This is a genomic window from Streptomyces hygroscopicus subsp. hygroscopicus, assembly GCF_001553455.1.
Taxonomy (GTDB): domain Bacteria; phylum Actinomycetota; class Actinomycetes; order Streptomycetales; family Streptomycetaceae; genus Streptomyces; species Streptomyces hygroscopicus.
The window spans coordinates 1-15,445 of the sequence record NZ_BBOX01000447.1; the positions used below are offsets into that span (position 1 = coordinate 1).

At 72.2% G+C, this 15,445-nt stretch carries 13 protein-coding genes and 1 pseudogene; 6 read left to right on the forward strand and 8 right to left on the reverse strand.

What is annotated here, in order from left to right; genetic code table 11:
- Positions 1 to 29 precede the first annotated feature (29 nt).
- Complete coding sequence (locus AXW62_RS35440; RefSeq protein WP_030834528.1) at positions 30 to 458, reverse strand: ribonuclease; 429 nt, start codon at positions 456 to 458, stop codon at positions 30 to 32.
- Between the two features lie 248 nt (positions 459 to 706).
- Here AXW62_RS35440 and AXW62_RS35445 point away from each other — a divergent pair, with 248 nt between their 5' ends.
- Positions 707 to 1,384, forward strand: a complete 678-nt coding sequence (locus AXW62_RS35445) for a helix-turn-helix domain-containing protein (protein WP_060948040.1) — start codon at positions 707 to 709, stop codon at positions 1,382 to 1,384.
- Positions 1,385 to 1,398: 14 nt separating this feature from the next.
- Positions 1,399 to 1,569 (forward strand): DUF6126 family protein, encoded by a 171-nt coding sequence (locus AXW62_RS35450; RefSeq protein WP_244503325.1) that lies wholly within the window; start codon positions 1,399 to 1,401, stop codon positions 1,567 to 1,569.
- A gap of 179 nt (positions 1,570 to 1,748) precedes the next feature.
- On the opposite strand, the gene AXW62_RS35455 is transcribed toward AXW62_RS35450, so the two are convergent.
- Both AXW62_RS35455 and AXW62_RS35460 read right to left on the reverse strand, forming a co-directional pair.
- The gene (locus tag AXW62_RS35455) at positions 1,749 to 2,576 is read right to left on the reverse strand and encodes an AIM24 family protein (RefSeq protein ID WP_030834534.1); all 828 of its coding nucleotides are present in this window, start codon (positions 2,574 to 2,576) and stop codon (positions 1,749 to 1,751) included.
- Between the two features lie 257 nt (positions 2,577 to 2,833).
- On the reverse strand, positions 2,834 to 3,715 hold the full coding sequence (locus tag AXW62_RS35460) for an NAD(P)H-binding protein (protein WP_060948042.1): 882 nt from the start codon (positions 3,713 to 3,715) through the stop codon (positions 2,834 to 2,836).
- 84 nt (positions 3,716 to 3,799) lie between these two features.
- Here AXW62_RS35460 and AXW62_RS35465 point away from each other — a divergent pair, with 84 nt between their 5' ends.
- On the forward strand, positions 3,800 to 4,363 hold the full coding sequence (locus AXW62_RS35465; protein ID WP_060948043.1) for a TetR/AcrR family transcriptional regulator: 564 nt from the start codon (positions 3,800 to 3,802) through the stop codon (positions 4,361 to 4,363).
- Between the two features lie 262 nt (positions 4,364 to 4,625).
- Here the strand turns inward: AXW62_RS35465 and alc are convergent, their stop codons facing one another.
- On the reverse strand, positions 4,626 to 5,813 hold the full coding sequence (alc, locus tag AXW62_RS35470; protein ID WP_060948044.1) for an allantoicase: 1,188 nt from the start codon (positions 5,811 to 5,813) through the stop codon (positions 4,626 to 4,628).
- 289 nt (positions 5,814 to 6,102) lie between these two features.
- Entirely contained in the window at positions 6,103 to 7,446 is a 1,344-nt protein-coding gene (gene allB / locus AXW62_RS35480) for an allantoinase AllB (protein WP_174556466.1), read from the reverse strand.
- Between the two features lie 732 nt (positions 7,447 to 8,178).
- Between allB and AXW62_RS35485 the strand changes: the two genes are divergently transcribed.
- Positions 8,179 to 8,970 carry an IclR family transcriptional regulator gene (locus AXW62_RS35485; protein ID WP_030834545.1) on the forward strand — a complete coding sequence of 264 codons (792 nt, stop codon included), beginning with the start codon at positions 8,179 to 8,181 and terminating at the stop codon, positions 8,968 to 8,970.
- Positions 8,971 to 9,570: 600 nt separating this feature from the next.
- Here the strand turns inward: AXW62_RS35485 and AXW62_RS35490 are convergent.
- Positions 9,571 to 9,906: a DUF5955 family protein gene (locus tag AXW62_RS35490; RefSeq protein ID WP_060948047.1), complete on the reverse strand. Its 336-nt coding sequence runs from the start codon at positions 9,904 to 9,906 to the stop codon at positions 9,571 to 9,573.
- A 265-nt stretch (positions 9,907 to 10,171) separates the two neighbouring features.
- Between AXW62_RS35490 and AXW62_RS35495 the strand changes: the two are divergent.
- Positions 10,172 to 10,777, forward strand: a pseudogene (locus AXW62_RS35495) (nucleotidyltransferase family protein); the annotation flags it as partial.
- 304 nt (positions 10,778 to 11,081) lie between these two features.
- Entirely contained in the window at positions 11,082 to 12,701 is a 1,620-nt protein-coding gene (gene aceB, locus AXW62_RS35500) for a malate synthase A (protein ID WP_060948048.1), read from the forward strand.
- 293 nt (positions 12,702 to 12,994) lie between these two features.
- Here the strand turns inward: aceB and AXW62_RS35505 are convergent, their stop codons facing one another.
- The gene (locus AXW62_RS35505) at positions 12,995 to 14,545 is read right to left on the reverse strand and encodes an 8-oxoguanine deaminase (protein ID WP_244503324.1); all 1,551 of its coding nucleotides are present in this window, start codon (positions 14,543 to 14,545) and stop codon (positions 12,995 to 12,997) included.
- Positions 14,546 to 14,558: 13 nt separating this feature from the next.
- Positions 14,559 to 15,440 (reverse strand): factor-independent urate hydroxylase, encoded by an 882-nt coding sequence (pucL, locus tag AXW62_RS35510; protein ID WP_060948049.1) that lies wholly within the window; start codon positions 15,438 to 15,440, stop codon positions 14,559 to 14,561.
- Between the last annotated feature and the right edge of the window lie 5 nt (positions 15,441 to 15,445).

Consider the following 15,445-nt stretch of genomic DNA (forward strand, 5'->3'; position numbering starts at 1 on the left):
CTTCGGGGGGGGGCTTCGGTGGGGGCGCGTCAGCAGCCGCGGTCCACCAGGTCGAACGAGGCGTAGTGGTCGGACGTGTAGTAGTCCTCGTCCTGCTTCTCCCCGGTGACGATGCGCCGGGCACCGCGGTCGTCGGAGCCCGGCGTGATCACGGTGTACTCGTGGTAGTAGCCGGAGGACTGGGACGGAAGGACGCCTTCACGGTTCTGGAAGACGGTGCCGTCCTGCGGGTACGGGTAGGGGCCGCCCTGCTCGATCAGGTCCAGGGTGTCATGGGCCTCGGAGGGCAGATCCGAGTAGCAGATGTCCCCGACTGCCGCGATGACCTGCGAGGAGGCAATGGTCCGCGGGGCCGGTGGGGCGGCGGCGGAGGCCACGGTGGCCGTGCCGCCGATGATCAGCGTCGAGACGAGGGCGCCGAAGGCACCGATGCGGGCGATCCGTGGGGGGATTGTCATGCGGATAGCATGACGCGCGTAGACGCTGTCGTGTCAATGCCAAGTCACCGCCGTTTTCCCGGCGTTCACAAGAACTGCGCGAAGCGTCGGAGAAGGTAACGGAAGCGCGACCTCGCGGACGTCTCGTCTCCGCGGACGTCTCCCCTCCGCGGACGTCTCGTCTCCGCGGACGTCTCGTCTCCCACTCGACGCCTTGCCTCTGAGGCAAAACTTTTGCCTCTCAGGTCAGTGCTGGCTATACCGGAGACATGAACCCGCTCCCCCACGGGTCGGCCGAGGGGCCCACGGACGGACTGGCCGACGGTCCCCCCGGCGGGCCGTCCGCCGACCTGCCCACCGTCGCTCCCCGCCTACGTGACCTGCGGCGACGCAGCGGTCTCACCCTCGAGGCCGCCGCCCAGCGCGTCGGGCTCTCACCCGCGCACCTGTCCCGGCTGGAGACGGGGCGCCGCCAGCCCTCGCTCCCGATGCTGCTGACCTTGGCCCGTACCTACGGCACCACGGTATCCGACCTGCTGGGCGAGGTGGCCCCGGAGCGGGACCCGATCGTGCGGGCCGACCGCATGGACGCGCAGGAGGCGGGCGGCTGGACCTACCGGCAGGCGGGCGGCTCCGGCCGGGCCATGCAGGCGCTGCGGCTGCACGTGCCGGAGCGCTCCGCCGCCCAGGAGGACCTGGTCCGGGTCCACCCGGGTGAGGAGTGGCTGTACGTCCTGGGCGGCCGGTTGCGGCTGGCCCTCGGCGAGTCCGTCCATCTGCTCTCCCCGGGCGACGCGGCCCATTTCGACTCGCTCACCCCGCACCGCATCGCCGCCGCCTCGTCCGGCGGCGTGGATCTGCTTTTCGTCCACACGCTGCTGCAGAGCGGCGCGGCCGAGCTGTGCCTCGGCGACGCCGCTCGCGGAGGAAGGCCCGGTACGCCATGAAGGACGCGAACGACATGAGCGCGACCGATGCCCCGATGAACCCCGCGACGCCCGCCCGGACCGGGCCGAACGAGGAGGACCGGGCGCCGATGACGTTCACGGTCCGGGTCTTCATCTACCTCGTCGGCGTCCACTTCATCGCCGCGTTCCTCTTCTTCCTCTTCTACGTCGCGGGCGGGAAGTAGGCCCCGACCGGGAAGGCCGCCGAGGAGACCGCCGGGAAGCGGCCGAGGAGACCGCCACCGAGGAGGCTGCCGGAAAAGCGGCCGAGGAGACCGCCACCGAGGAGGCTGCCGCCGAGGAGACCGCCGACGAGGAAGCCGCCGACGGGACCCGGGAGCGCCCCGGCGACCGGGGCCGTTCGTCACCCCGCGTGGGTGGAGAACAGCCCGCCCGTCGGCCCCTGCTTGTCGCCGCCCTGCGCCTTCTTCAGGGCGTTCGCCAGACCCTCGATGGTGAGCGACTGGAGGATCACCCGCCCGTTGCCCTCCAGCGTGGCCAGCGACAGCCCCTCACCGCCGAAGACCGCGTTCATCAGCCCCTGGCGGTTGAGCCCGCCGATGCGCTCCACGCCGTACTGGATGCCTTCCTCGAAGGCCACGATGCAGCCCGTATCGACCTCGATCCGGCCGCCGAAATCGGCCGGATTCAGATCGATGAAGTTGCCCGCGCCGCAGATGATCACGGTGCCGCGCCCGGTGAACTTCTCCAGGATGAACCCCTCGCCGCCGCTGCGCCCGGTCCGCCCGCCCTGGAAGGCGATCCCGAACTCCACGGTGGACTCGGCCGCCACGAAGGCGTCCTTCTCCGCGAACCAGGCCCGCGTCCCGTCCAGCTCCAGCGCCCGCATCTCACCGGGCAGCACCCCCGCGAAGCCGACGGTGCCCTCCCCGCCGGTGGAGGTGAAGTACTGGAACGCCAGCGACTCCCCGGCCAGCGCCCGCTGCCCCACCTGCATGGCGGTGCCCATGGCCTGGCGCAGCATCCCGCCCATACCGCCGCCCCCGCCGTTCCCACCGCCGTTTCCGGCCTGACCGCCGCCCGCACCGGGCCCGGACAGCCGGGTCTCCATCGTCACGTTCGCCGTCTTGAACAGGAACTTCCCGGCCTCGCAGTAGACGGTCTGCCCCGGCTGAAGGTTGCAGACCGCCATCTGCATGGCGTTGCCGACGATCTCTTGCCGCAGGGTCACAGCAGCTCTCCTCGAGGGTCGCGTCAGGTGGTGTCAGGTGGGGCCAGGTGCCGCCATACCGGACATCCGGGTCAACGTCCGACCCGGACCACCGGGTTCCGTGAGCTTGGCACCATGCCGGTCGTGGTCCCGCCCCGGGTCAACCCTGAAGGGAGCAGGGCGATGAACACCAGCCCCGCGACGACCGCCCCGGCCGTGTGGAGGGAGTGGAGGGAGGCGAACCGTGGCTACGGCGGCGGCCGATTGCGGGCGCGGGCCTACGACGTGGCGTGCGCGGCAGGCTTGAGCACCTGCCGGCACCAGGTCCGGAAGCCGGTGGCCGCGATCGTCGCGGCGGCCCAGTCCGCGTCGTAGATACCGCCGTCCTGGGCAGCGAACATCTCGATGAGGTCCCGCACCATCCGGTCGCCGACTCCGCGGGAACGCAGTGTCGCGGCGTACTCGTCCACGGTGATGCGGCGGTAGGCGACGGGCATGTCGAGTTCTTCGCTGATCACCTCGGCCATGCCCTCGGGCGTGAGGCGGTCAGGCCCGAACAGGGGCAGATGGGCCTGCCCGGCCCAGGACAGGTCGGTCAGCAGGCCGGCGGCGGCCTCGGCGATGTCGCGTGTCGCGATCGTGGCCAGTGGCCGGTCACCGGCGCAGGTCAGGGAGAACGCGTTGTGCCGGCGGATCGCGTCGAGCTGGCCGAGCAGGTTCTCCATGTAGAACGGCAGGGCCAGCGACCGGTAGGCCGCACCGGACGTGGCCAGGTGCGCGTCCATGGCGAAGGCCGCGGACAGCACGCCGGCCGGGCTTGTCCATCCGTGACCGGCACTGCTCACGGCCACGAGGTGGCCGACGTCGTGGCGGGCCACGGCCGCGGCGCCGGTGCGGGCGAAGGACAGGTAGTGCTCCATCGTGCTCGGCGCGGCGGGGTTCGGAGGGACCAGCCAGAACAGGGCGTCGGCTCCGGGCAGCGCCTTGTCGAGCACGGTCGGATCGTCGTGGGGGCCCTCGACGATCTCGACCTGGTCGCGCACGGTCTGGTCAAGGCGCGAGGCATCACGGGTGACGACCCGGACCGCCTTGCCCCCGTCGAGCAGCCGTCGCACGAGTTGGCTGCCGATGCGTCCGGTCGGTGTGGTGACGACGATCACGAGAACTCCTCCATAACATGAACCTGAACTCCGGTTCCGGAGGCTAATGCGGGCTCTTCCCGCCGTCAACTACCATCAGGAGCCATGACGACCCGGGGACCCTCGCTGCGTGCCGACGCTCGGCGCAACCGCGAGGCCATCCTCGACGCGGCCAGCGAACTGTTCGCCCGGCGGGGCGAGAGCGTGCAGATGGATGAGATCGCCGAGCGCGCCGGTCTGGGCGTCGGCACCCTGTATCGGCACTTCGCGGACAAGCAGGCCCTGCGGGCCGCGATCATCGGCCGCCGGTTCGAAGCGATGACCAGCCTGGCCCGAAGCGCCGAGCAGATCGAGGACCCGTGGACGGCCTTCGAGACGCTGCTGTACGGATACCTGGAATCCGCGCAGCCCGACGCGGCGTTCCGCTTCGCCCTGCTCGGCCCGCAGGAGCCGAGCTGGGGCGAGATCGACGCGGAGAAGACGGCGTTCGCGGCGATCGTCGAACGCGTCGTGCAGCGCGCCATCGACGCCGGCCACCTGCGAACCGACTTCCAAGCCTCCGACTTCGTCCTCATCACCCGCGGGGCGATGGCGAACATGACAGGCCGCGAAGACTGGCGGCGACACCTGACCCTCCAGCTCGAAGGCATCCGAGCGGCCGACCGCTGAAAAGCCGTGCCGTTCCATCTTCCTGGCGGGGCCCGACCTTGCTGGCGGAGTCCGACCTTGTTGGCGGAGTCCGACCTTTCTGGCGGAGTCCGGCCTTCCTGGCGGGGGCCCGACCTTCCTGACAGCCCGACCTTGCTGGCGGGGCCTGACCGGGTGATATGAGGCACCGACGGCGATGCACGAAGGGCAGGCGTGGCGGACGGCGTGCGGTCGGTCGTCCCGGCCTGGCCTGGCCCGGCGAGCGGATGGCCGAGTTGGTCGGCTATGTGGAGCGGGTGCGGAAGGCCCGCCTGCGGGGAGGGGGCTGGCCGGTCAGCTCCGCGTGGCGTGCGGCGAGCCGCTGCGCACCGGTGTCGGTCGGTGTTCCGTGCAGCCGCAGCCGGGCCACGCCCCCGTCCGGATAGATGTCGATGCGGACGTGGGTCACCGGCGGGGCCGCGTCGAGCGGGAAGCGGTGGACCGTGTCGGGCTGGAGGCGGGTGCGGGGCAGGAGTTCGGTCCAGGCCGGGGCCGTGGGGTCGGCCGGGTCCGCGCCGGACGTCGCGTCGAGTCCGTACAGCGCCGCCCAGCCCGGGGCGTTGCCCTTGTAGCAGCCGGTGTCGATCTCCACGGCGCGGACGGACGCCTGGGCGGCGAGGCGGTAACGGACCCAGTCGTGGCCGGTGTCCCGGCGGCGGCGGGTCTCCCATCCCTCGTCCATCCGCTGGGAGCGGCCCGGCTGGATGGAGTTGGCGGGTGGGGAGTAGAAGCGGTCGGAGGCATCCTCGGCCACGCCGCCGTTCTCCAGCGCCACCAGGTCGAAAGTGCCGAGCGCGGTGAGCCACGCCGGGTCGGGGGCGACCTCGCCGTGGACGCGGAGGCGGGCGATGCCGCCGTCGGGGTACTGCTTGAGGCGGAGGTGGGTGAAGCGGCGCCGGACGGAGACGGGGAAGCCGTTGGCCGCGTGGCCGCCGATCGGCGTGCGGGGGACGAGTTCGGTCCAGGCGGTGGTGTCGGCGAGGAGTTCCTCGGGGGACGGCGTGCCGTCCACCGCCGTCGCCTCGACGCTCACCGCCCGCGGGTAGTTGCCGCGGAAGTGGGCGGTGTCGACGACGATGCCGTGGACGACTCCGGGCGCACCGAGGCGTATCAGCGCCCAGTCGTGGTCGCCCTCGGCCGGGTGCGGGGCTCCGGCCGAGGCGCCGCGCCGCCGCCGGGTCTCCCAGCCGTCCATGACCTTGCCCTTGTGGCCGAAGGACTCCGGGTCGAAGCGCGGGATCTCGGGCTTCAGCAGGTTCTCGCGCTCGGCGAAGAACTCGTCGTTGGCCGCGATCACGCTTCCGCCGAGCCGCCGGTCGGCCAGGTCCACGAGATGGGTGAAGGGGAGGTCGGCGGCCCGGTAGTCGGCGTACGGATCACCACCGCCGTACGGGGCGGCGTCGCCGGTGAAACGGGGGATCGGCGCGGTCATGCGGGGGCCTGCCTTTCCATCGGCGCGAATGCGCGGGTATGCCTTTCCAGCGGCACGGTGATGGACGGGGCGGCCCTCACCAACGGCACGGTGATGGACGCGATGGTCCTCACCAACGACACGGTCACGGGCGGGACAGCCCTCACCAACGGCACAGTCACAGACGGGACAGCCCTCACCAACGACACAGTCACAGACGGGACAGCCCCCACCAACGGCACAGTCACAGACGCGACGGCCCTCATCAACGACACGGTCACGGGCGGGACGGCCCTCATCAACGACACGGTCACGGACGCGACGGCCTTTCCAGGAGTCGGCCGGTGGGTTCGGTCGGCGCGCCGTGGTCGGCGATCTTCCGGCCGCGCAACCAGGTGGACCGTACGACGCCGTACAGCGTCCGGCCCGCGTAGGCGGTGACCTGGTTGCGGTGGTGGAGGGCGGTGGGATCGACGGTGAAGGTCTCGTCCGGGGCGAGGACCGCGAAGTCGGCGTCGCGACCGGCTTCGATGGCGCCCTTGCGGTCGAGACCGACGAGCGCGGCGGGGCCGGTGGACATCCAGCGGGCCACGTCGTGGAGGGTGTGGCCGCGCCGACGGGCCGCCGTCCAGACGGCGGGGAGTCCGAGCTGGAGCGAGGAGATGCCGCCCCAGGCCCGGCCGAAGTCGTCCACCTTGAGGTCGGCCGTACAGGGCGAGTGGTCGGAGACCACGCAGTCGATCTCCCCGGCCGCCAGGCCGACCCACAGCGCGTCCTGGTTGGCGGCCTCCCGGATGGGCGGACAGCATTTGAACTCCGTGGCGCCGTCGGGGACTTCCTCCGCGGTGAGGGTCAGGAAGTGCGGGCAGGTCTCCACGGTGACGCGGACCCCCTCGCGCCGCGCGGCGGCGATCAGCGGCAGGGCGTCGGCGGACGACAGGTGCAGGACGTGGATACGGGCGTCGAGTCCACGGGCGAGCGCGATGAGGCCCGCGATGGCCTCGTTCTCGGCGGCGCGCGGGCGCGAGGCGAGGAAGTCGGCGTAGCGCGGGCCGACCGGCGCCGGGGCGCCGTCGATGAGCTGGGGGTCCTCGGCGTGCACGATGAGCAGTCCGCCGAAGCCGGCGATCTCGCGGAGGGCGGTTTCCAGCTGGTCGGGGGCGAGGTGCGGGAACTCGTCCACGCCGGAGGGGAGCAGAAACGCCTTGAAGCCGAGGACGCCCGCGTCGTGCAGCGGCCTCAGGTCCGCGACGTTCCCGGGCACGGCGCCGCCCCAGAAGCCGATGTCCACATGGGCCGACCGCCGGGCGACGGCCCGTTTGGCCTCCAGGGCGCGCACGGTGGTGGTCGGCGGGACGCTGTTGAGCGGCATGTCGACGAGGGTGGTGACGCCTCCGGCCGCGGCGGCGCGGGTCGCGGAGGCGAACCCCTCCCATGCGGTGCGGCCCGGGTCGTTGACATGGACGTGGGTGTCGACGAGGCCGGGGAGCAGGACGTCGTCGCCGAAGTCCTCGACCCGCGCGCCGTCCGGGGCCGGGCTCCCGTACGGCGCGACGGCCACGATCCGGCCGTCGGCGACGAGCACCGAGGCCGGATGCGTGCCGTCCGGGGTGACCACCTTGGCCGAGCGCAGCACCAGCTCCACGTCGGACACCGACACCTCCTCGCCCTCCGGCCCGCGCATCCACGCATCCGCGCACCCGCGTATCCATGAATCCGCGCATCCGGGGTCCTGGGATTCCACGAGCCGAGCCGAAATCAACATTTTGTTGAATGATTCACTCGGGGGACGGCCCGGTCAAGACCCACCCGCCGCGCCCGGCGGCGGGATCGGCACGTCCGCCGACGCCCCGCCGGTGCGGTCCCCGCGGACCTGACGTCTTTTCCGTATGACGGTGCCGTGCGGGTGGTGCCGATCGATGACACCGGCGTTGCCGTGGAGACCGCCCGTGTCCGCCAGCCCCCGCAACACCGGTGCACGCCGATCCGTGACACCGGCCACCGCCGGTGTCACGGACACCGATAGGCGCCGGTCCCAGACACCGATAGGCGCCGGTCCCAGACACCGGCCACCGCCGATCCGGGACACCGGTACGCGCCGATCCTCGACACCGGCCACCACCGACCCCGGACACCGGTACGCACCGATCCCGGACAACCGGTACGCGCTGGTCCCGGACACCAGCCACTGCCGCCCCGGGACACCGGTGCACACCGTCCGGGCACCGGTACGCGCCGATCCGGGACACCGGCGGTGACCGGCCGGGACCGCGACCGCAAGCCCGCTGTGGGTGTCGCCGGGGACCGGTAGGCTGCCCGTGGCCGGTCAGCAGCGGATCGTCACCGCGTGCGGGCCGGTGCCGACCGCTGTGAAAGGAACACCGACGTGCCGTCCGCCGAGTCCAAGACCGCCGCCACCACCGCCGGGTCCGGTGGCGTCCAGTCCCTGGAGCGCGCCTTCGATCTGCTGGAGCGGATGGCCGACGCCGGGGGCGAGGTCGGACTGAGCGAGCTCTCCACCAGCAGCGGGCTGCCGCTGCCCACCATTCACCGGCTGATGCGCACGCTCGTGGCCTGCGGCTACGTACGCCAGCAGCCCAACCGCCGCTACGCCCTCGGGCCCCGGCTGATCCGCCTCGGCGAGAGCTCGTCCCGGCTGCTGGGCACCTGGGCACGGCCGTATCTGGCGCGGCTGGTGGAGGCGACCGGCGAGACCGCCAACATGGCGCTGCTGGACGGCGATGAGGTGGTGTACGTCGCGCAGGTGCCCTCGCGTCACTCGATGCGGATGTTCACCGAGGTCGGACGGCGGGTGCTGCCCCACACCACGGGCGTCGGCAAGGCGCTGCTGGCGAGCACGCCCCCCGAAGAGGTGCGCGCCCTCCTGGCCCGTACCGGCATGCCCGCGGCGACCGAGAAGACCATCACCTCGCCGGACGAGTTCCTCGACGCCCTGCGGCAGGTCCGTGAGCTGGGCTACGCGGTGGACGACAACGAGCAGGAGATGGGCGTGCGCTGCCTGGCGGTCCCGGTGCCCGACTCCCCCGCCCCGGCGGCCATCTCCATCTCGGGCCCGGCGGGCCGGGTGACGGACGAGGCCACGGAGGAGATGGTGCCGGTCCTCAAGGAGGTCGCGGCCGAGCTGTCGGGTGCGCTGGCCAGCACCGGCTCCGCCTGACGCGCAGCGGACCGGCGGCGGGCGGGACCACGGCAGGACCACCGGGGGCGCTCGATCCCGTGTGGGTGCGGCCCGGTGTGAGATGCGGCCCAGTGTGGGGGCGGCCTTTCGCGGTGGGCACGGGGGGTCGAGCGCGGCGTCGGGCCGCCCGGCCCGGAAACGCCGCCGGGCGGCCCGACATCACGTTCTCGGCGCACACGTCCCGCCGCCCGGCGAGGACCGCCAGCCCGGCTCCGCCCGGTTAGGACCACCGGCCAACATCCCGCCCGGCCAGGACCACCAGTCCGATTGCCCCCGCGAGAGACCCTGACCCGGTGTCCACCCGACGACGACCACCGGACCGAATCCGCCCGGTTAGGACCACCGGCCAACATCCCGCCCGGCCAGGACCACCAGTCCGATTGCCCCCGCGAGGGACCCTGACCCGATGCCCGCCCGACGACGACCGACAGCCCACCGCCCGGCCACGACCACCAGTCCCGTTCCGCCCGCGAGGGACCCTGACCCGATGCCCGCCCGACGACGACGTCCAACAGCCCGAATTCGCTACGGCGACGACCACCGGCCCGCATCCCGCCCGGCCACGACGACCGGCCCGGCTCAGTCCCTTCCCGGGCCCGGTTGCGGCACGTGGCTGAACTGGTCGATCGCCGCGCGAACGCACGTCAGGGCGGGGGCCAGTGCGCTGACCGAGCCCAGGGCGCCCGCGATCAGGAGCAGCGAGCGGCGGAGGCGGTGCAGCTCCGGGGCGCCGGTGCGGGCCATGGCGTCCAGCGCGGCCAGTTCGTCGTCCGCGATCGCCCGGTCCGGTAATTCCGCGGGGTGGGCGGCCAGATCGCGCCGCAGCCGGGCCACGGCACGGCGCAGCTCCGCCGCCCTCGGATCGTCATCGGTGCCCGCCACTCGCCCGGCTTCCACGACTGCGGCACCCTCCATTGGCAAAGCGCCGGGTTGGTCCCAGAGCCTCGCGCCATCGTTGGACAACACTGCCCTTCTCCCCCTCGCGCACTCTCGCACGAGCCTGCCCCCTCTCCCGCACGGCCACCTCGTCCCGGCGTCACAGGGATTCATATCGATCCGGACACAAGGGGCCGCGGATCAGTTAACGCCACTCAGTGCGCGACGCGCTATACGGAGAGCGAAAATCAGACCGGCTGGGATGAAGCCCCCGCACCGACCTCAGGTGCGGTAAGCAGGGCCCATGGATCGCACAACGGATGACAACCCGCTGGTCGCCGGGATCGTGCTGGCGGCCGGGGGCGGCCGACGGCTGGGCGGGCGCCCCAAGGCCCTGTTGACGCATCGGGGCCGGCCGCTGGTGGAGCACGCGGCGCGTGCGCTGCGGGAGGGCGGTTGCGCCCCGGTGCACATCGTGCTGGGCGCCGCCGCCGACGCCGTACGGGCACGGGCCCGGCTGCCCGGGTACGTCCTGGTCGACAACCCCGACTGGGAGCAGGGCATGGGCTCCTCGCTGCGGGCCGGGCTCGGCTCGCTGGCCGGTACGGGGGCGCGGGCGGCGCTGGTCGCCCTGGTGGACCAGCCGGGGATCGGCGCCGAGGCGGTGGCGCGGGTGGTGGCCGCGTACCGCTCGCCGTCGACGCTGGCGGCCGCCGGATACGGCGGAGAGCGGGGGCATCCGGTGCTGTTCGGCGCGGACCGGTGGGCCGACATCGCGGCGAGTGCGGTGGGCGACCGGGGGGCACGCGCCTATCTGCGGGCGCATCAGTCCGCGATCACGCTCGTCGACTGCTCGGACATCGCCCGTACGGACGACATCGACACCCCCGAGGACCTGATGCTGCTGGAGGGAGGGGAGGACACCTCGTGGGAGGCCACCTCTTGGGAGGCCTCCACCTCTCGCAACGACACCTCTTGCAACGACACCTCCTCTCGCCACGACGCCTCTCCGCGCGACACCTCTCGCCACGACGCCTCCCGGGACGGCACCCCTCGCGACGGCACTCCTCGCGACAACACCTCTCGGGGGTGAGTGACGGCGCGACGGACGAGGCGCCGGTTACGTCATTGATCTTCCACCATAAGAAACTTACTATCCACATAACAGAATCAGCGCATACGCCCAACGCACCTCGCCCAAGGAGTGACAGCCCATGTCCGCAGCAGCGCCGTCCCCCCTTTCTGTCGTCGGCACCGAGCCGCTGGAGCGTCAGGGCGAGGTGCTGACCGACGCGGCCCTGACCTTCCTGGCCGAGCTCCACCACCGCTTCACCCCGCGCCGGGACGAGCTGCTCGCGCGCCGCGCCGAGCGCCGCGCCGAGATCGCCCGCACCGGCACCCTGGACTTCCTCCCGGAGACCGCTCGCATCCGCGACGACCCCGACTGGCGCGTCGCCCCGGCCCCGCCCGCCCTCGAGGACCGCCGGGTGGAGATCACCGGTCCCACCGACCGCAAGATGACCATCAACGCCCTCAACTCCGGTGCCAAGGTCTGGCTCGCCGATTTCGAGGACGCGTCCGCCCCCACCTGGGCGAATGTGATCGGCGGCCAGCTGAATCTGATCGACGCCTATGAGCGCCGGATCGACTTCACCTCCCCCGAGGGCAAGAGCTACGCGCTGCGGCCCGCCGAGGAGCTGGCCACCGTCGTCGCCCGGCCGCGCGGCTGGCACCTCGACGAGCGCCATCTGCGGACCGCCGACGGCCGCGCCGTCCCCGGCGCCCTCGTCGACTTCGGGCTGTACTTCTTCCACAACGCGCACCGTCTGCTCGCCCAGGGCAAGGGGCCGTACTTCTACCTCCCCAAGACCGAGTCGCATCTGGAGGCCCGCCTCTGGAACGACGTCTTCGTCTTCGCACAGGACTACACCGGCGTTCCACAAGGGACGATCCGCGCCACCGTTCTCATCGAAACGATCACGGCGGCGTACGAGATGGACGAGATCCTCTACGAACTCCGCGACCACGCCTCCGGGCTCAACGCGGGCCGCTGGGACTACCTCTTCTCCATCATCAAGAACTTCCGTGACGCGGGCCCCGGTTTCGTCCTCCCCGACCGCAACGCGGTCACCATGACCGCCCCGTTCATGCGCGCCTACACCGAACTGCTTGTCCGCACCTGCCACAAGCGCGGCGCGCACGCGATCGGCGGCATGGCGGCCTTCATTCCCTCGCGCCGCGACCCGGAGGTCAACGCCGTCGCGTTCGACAAGGTCAGGGCCGACAAGGACCGTGAGGCGAACGACGGCTTCGACGGCTCCTGGGTCGCCCACCCCGACCTGGTGCCGGTGGCCCGCGCCTCGTTCGACGCGGTCCTCGGCGACCGGCCGCACCAGAAGGACCGGCTGCGCGAGGACGTCCGGGTCACCGCGGCGGAGCTGATCGACGTCGCGTCGCTCGACGCCAAGCCCACCACGCATGGCCTGCGCAACGCGGTGCAGGTCGGCATCCGCTACATCGAGGCGTGGCTGCGCGGTCTGGGCGCCGTGGCGATCTTCAATCTCATGGAGGACGCGGCCACCGCCGAGATCTCCCGCTCCCAGATCTGGCAGTGGGTCAACGCGGGGGTGGTCTTCGAGAACGGCGAGAAGGCCACCGCCGAACTGGTCCGCAAGGTCGCCGCCGAGGAGCTGGCGGCGATCCGCGAGGAACTCGGCGAGGACGCATTCGCCGCGGGCGCGTGGGGCCAGGCGCACGATCTGCTGCTGAAGGTCGCGCTGGACGAGGACTACACGGAGTTCCTGACGCTGCCCGCGTACGAACTGCTGCGCTGAGTCGAGCCCGCGTAGGAGCCGCTGAGGCTGGTGGGGCCCCTACGCACTGCTGGGCTCGTTGGGGCCCGCGAGCTGCTGGGCCTCCCTACGAGCTACGGCTGGTGGGCCCCTACGGCTGCTGAGGTGGTGGGGCCCTACCAACTGCTGAGGCCGGTGGGCCCCCGGCCAACCGCTGAGGCTCGTGGGGCCCGCCTCCGAACTGCCGGGGCCGGGCCGAGCGGGGCCGGGCCGAGCGGGGCCGGAGCACGGCGCCGGTGCCGGTTCGGCGCCAGCGCTGGCGTCAACGTCGTCGCTCAGCCGCCTGCCGCGATACGGGCGAGCCGTCGCGCCTCGGCGCGCGCCTCCCGCGCGATCTCGTCCTCGTCCACCCTGAGCAGCCGACCCGACTCCACCACCGGAACGCCGCCCACCAGCGACAGGGTCACCGGGGCCGGGGCGCCGAGGACGAGGGCCGCCACCGGGTCGGCGATCGACGAGTGGCCGAGGCCGTCCAGCTTCCACAGCACCAGATCGGCCAGCTTGCCCGGCTCCAGCGAGCCGATCTGGTCCTGGCGGCCGAGCACCCGCGCCCCGCCGTGGGTGCCAAGACGCAGCGCCTGCCGGGCGGTGAGCGCCCTCTCCCGGTGCACGCCGAGCCGGTTGACCAGCAGCGCGTTGCGCAGTTCGGTGTGGAGTTCACCGGATTCGTTGGAGGCGGTGCCGTCCACGCCGAGGCCCACCGGTACGCCCGCGGCGAGCAGATCGGGGACGCGGGCGATCCCGGCCGCGAGCCGGGCGTTGGACGAGGGGCAGTGGGCCACCCCGGTGCCGGTCCGGGCGAACGCCTGGACGTCGGTGTCGCTCATGTGGACGCAGTGGGCCATCCACACGTCCTCGCCCAGCCAGCCGGTCGACGCGAAGTAGTCGGTCGGCCCCATCCCGAACCGCTCCTGGCAGAACTTCTCCTCCTCCACCGTCTCCGAGCCGTGGGTGTGCAGCCGTACGCCCTTGCGGCGGGCCAGCGCAGCGGCCTCGCGGAGCAGTTCGGTGGAGACGGAGAAGGGCGAGCAGGGCGCGACCGCGATCTGGAGCATCGCGCCGAAACCCGGGTCGTGGTGGGTGTCGATAGCCTCCTCGGTGGCGGCCAGCGCCTCCTCGGTGGACTCCACGGCGAAGTCCGGCGGCAGCCCGCCGTCGGAGACGCCCAGGTCCATGGAGCCGCGGGCGGCGGTGAACCGCACCCCCAGCTCGCGCGCCGCCCGGATCTCGGCGCCCAGCAGATCGCCGCTGCCGCGCGGGAAGACGTAGTGGTGGTCCATGGCGGTGGTGACCCCGCCGCGCACCATCATCGCGAGCGAGCCGCGCGCCGCCGCGTGGACCATCGGCTCGTCGATCCGGGCCCAGGTGGGGTAGAGCGCGACCAGCCAGTCGAAGAGGTTGCTGTCCTGGGCCAGGCCGCGGGTGAGCCACTGGTAGAAGTGGTGGTGGGTGTTGACCAGGCCCGGGGTGACCAGGTGACCCGTACCGTCGATCCGGCGGACGACGCCCGCCAGCCCCTGGGGCGCGCGGCCGGGACCCACCGACTCGATGCGGTCGCCCGCGACGACGACATGGCCGGACGGGTGTTCGGTGTCGTGCGCGTCCACGGTCGCGACGGCGCAGTTCTCGATGACGATACGGCTGACGTCGCGGCCGGCGGCCCCGTGGGTGGTACGGCTGACGTCGCGGTCGGCGGCCCCGTCGGCCGTGCGCCTGACCCCGCGGCCGGTGACCCCGTCGGCCGTGCGGCTGACCCCGCGGCCGGCGGCCCCGTCAGCGTTCCCCGTGGTGTCACGGCTGATGTCGCGGCCGGCGTTGCGGTTCATCGGATGAGGCCCTTCAGTCGGTGGGGATCCGGGGTTCGGCGCCGTCCCGGAGCACGGTGGCCTCGATGAGTCCGTACGGCCGGTCGGCGGCGAAGTAGACCTCGTTGTCGTTGGTGAGGCCGAAGGGTTCGAGATCGACCAGGAAGTGGTGCTGGTTGGGGAGTGAGAGCCGTACCTCGTCGATCTCCGGCCGGCGCTCGATGACCCGCGCGCCCATCTGGTAGAGCGTCTGCTGGAGCGAGAGGGAGTACGTCTCGGCGAACGCGCTCAGCAGATGGCCGCGCGCCTCGGCGTGGCCGCGCTCCCAGTCCGGCGCCGGCTGCGCGTCATCGCTCCAGCCGTAGCGCCAGCGGGCGTGAACATCGGTGGCGAGGATACGGTCGCGCGCCTCCTGGAGCGTGGTGTACCGGTCCTTGACGTACCCCCAGAATTCGGAGTCGGTGGTGTTCAGGACGGTGAGGCCGGTGAGCCCGGAGACCACCTCCCAGCACCGGCCGTCGTAGCTGACCTGGGCGGTGCGGACCTCCTGCCCACGGCGGGCGAAGGAGTGCTTGGCCCGCCCGGCGGTCTCGATCCGCTCCCAGGCGTACTCCTCGATACGGATGCGGGCGCGGTGGATGGGCTGCTGGCTGGTGACGAAGTGCCGGGCCAGCCGGATGCCGAACTCCTCGGCCGAGGCGATGCCGTGCTCCTTGGCGAAGGCGTACACGGTGTTCTTGGCGGTGTCGGTCGGCAGGACGTTGGCGTTGCTGCCGCGGAGGTGGACGTCCGCCATCTCCCCGGAGAGCGCCACCGAGACATTGAGGTCCTTGAGGTGGTGCACGGCGCCGTCGCGCACCACCCGGACGACGCGGGTTTCGGCTTTGCCGTAACTGTTCGGGCCGAGCGTGGGCATCGGTG